Below are 2,008 nucleotides of genomic sequence, written 5' to 3' on the forward strand. Positions count from 1 at the left end.
TGCCGCCGGGTTGTTTTTTCCTTCCTGCCCGGCAGGAAGGAAAGCGGCGCTTAGCGCTGCGCTTCGCCGCCGAGCCCTTCCACCAGGCTTTGGATCAGGGCAGCCAGCTCGCCGGTCATTAAGATAAAGTCGGCGTCAAAGCGCTGGGCGAAATCTTCCCGATCGATATCTTCGTTTTGGTCGCGCAGTTCATCGCAGAACTTGAGGCGTTTAATTGACGCGTCGTCGCAGATCACAAACTGAATACGCTGCTGCCAGTCCAGCGCCAGCTTGGTGACGACCTTCCCGGCCTCAATGTGTACAGCGATTTCGTCGCTAACCAGATCCTGCTTCTTGGCGCGGATCACGCCGCCATCTTCCAGCATCGCTTTCAGCTCGGCTTCGTCCAGCAGCTGGAAGCCCTGCGCCACGGTGCCGGAGCGGACCCACTCGGTCAGCGTTAGCTCAATCGGATTCTCCAGGGTCAGCGGCACCACCGGCAGCGAGCCGAGGGTTTTACGCAGCAGGGCCAGAGTATCTTCCGCTTTCTTCGCGCTGGCGCAGTCGACCATGATCAGGCCGTTGACGGTGTCTATCCACATCATTGTCTGGCTGAAGCGGCTGAAGGCGCGCGGCAGTAGCGAGTGCAGCACTTCATCTTTCAGGGAATCTTTCTCGGTCTTCTTCAGCTTGCGCCCCTGATCGGCTTCCAGCTTCTGGATCTTTGCCTCCAGCGCCTGCTTAATCACCGGCGACGGCAGGATCTTCTCTTCTTTACGCGCGCAGATAATGATCTGGCCGTTTGCCGTATGCGTCAGCGCGTCGCTGTGCGATCCCATCGGCGACACCCAACCGGTTTTCGCCATATCCTGGCTGCCACAAGGGGTAAATGTCAGCTCGGCCAGCTGTTTTTCCATCTCCTCGGCGCGCAATTCGATATCGCGGCTGAGACGGTAAACCATTAAATTTTTGAACCACAGCATGATAATTTCCACGGCTTTGTCGTTAAATCAGGCGGGCATGATAGCGAATTGTCGCTATGCTTGCATTGTTAATCGGTGAGGAGCTGAGCGTGCGTATTGGTATTGATTTAGGTGGAACAAAAACCGAAGTGATAGCCCTGAGCGACCAGGGAGAGCAGCTGTTTCGCCACCGGTTACCCACGCCGCGGCAGGACTACCGGCAAACCATCGAGACCATCGCCACTCTGGTGGCGATGGCCGAGCAGGCGACCGGACAGCAGGGTACCGTGGGGATGGGCATTCCTGGCTCAATTTCGCCTTATACCGGGGTGGTGAAAAACGCCAACTCGACCTGGCTCAACGGCCAGCCCTTTGATAAGGACCTCAGCCTGCGCCTTGAGCGGGAAGTCCGGCTGGCTAACGATGCCAACTGTCTGGCGGTGTCGGAAGCGGTGGACGGCGCGGCGGCGGGGGCGCAAACGGTATTCGCGGTGATTATCGGCACCGGCTGCGGCGCCGGGGTGGCGCTCAACGGGCGGGCGCATATCGGCGGCAATGGTAACGCTGGCGAATGGGGACATAACCCATTGCCGTGGATGAACGACGATGAGCTACGCTACCGTGCGGAAGTCCCTTGCTACTGCGGCAAACAGGGGTGTATCGAAACCTTTATCTCCGGCACCGGTTTCGCCACCGACTATCAGCGGCTGAGCGGCCGAGGGTTAACCGGCAGCGAGATTATGCGCCTGGTGGGAGAAGGTGACGAAAAGGCTGAACTGGCGCTGAGCCGCTATGAACAGCGGCTGGCGAAATCGCTGGCCCACGTGGTGAATATCCTCGACCCGGACGTTATCGTGCTGGGCGGCGGGATGAGCAACGTCGAACGGCTGTATCAGACGGTGCCGGACCTGGTGAAGCAGTGGGTCTTCGGCGGCGAGTGTGAAACGCCGATCCGCAAAGCGATGCACGGCGACTCCAGCGGGGTACGCGGCGCGGCCTGGCTGTGGCCGCTCCAGGGGACCTGAACCGCTTCCCCGCACCCCGGCCCCCCCCCCCCGGGGGGGGGG

Annotated in this window: 2 protein-coding genes; one reads left to right on the top strand and one right to left on the bottom strand. The window is 60.4% G+C overall.

The window, feature by feature from the left end; all coding sequences use genetic code 11:
• Positions 1-50: 50 nt before the first annotated feature.
• Positions 51-962, bottom strand: coding sequence for a recombination-associated protein RdgC (gene rdgC / locus HMPREF9538_RS11920; protein WP_002890285.1), 912 nt, complete (start codon positions 960-962; stop codon positions 51-53).
• An 89-nt stretch (positions 963-1,051) separates the two neighbouring features.
• Here rdgC and mak point away from each other — a divergent pair, with 89 nt between their 5' ends.
• The gene (gene mak, locus HMPREF9538_RS11915; RefSeq protein WP_004177274.1) at positions 1,052-1,966 is read left to right on the top strand and encodes a fructokinase; all 915 of its coding nucleotides are present in this window, start codon (positions 1,052-1,054) and stop codon (positions 1,964-1,966) included.
• The last annotated feature ends 42 nt before the right edge of the window (positions 1,967-2,008 follow it).

Origin of the sequence: Klebsiella sp. MS 92-3 (genome assembly GCF_000195655.1) — a bacterium.
GTDB lineage: Bacteria > Pseudomonadota > Gammaproteobacteria > Enterobacterales > Enterobacteriaceae > Klebsiella > Klebsiella pneumoniae.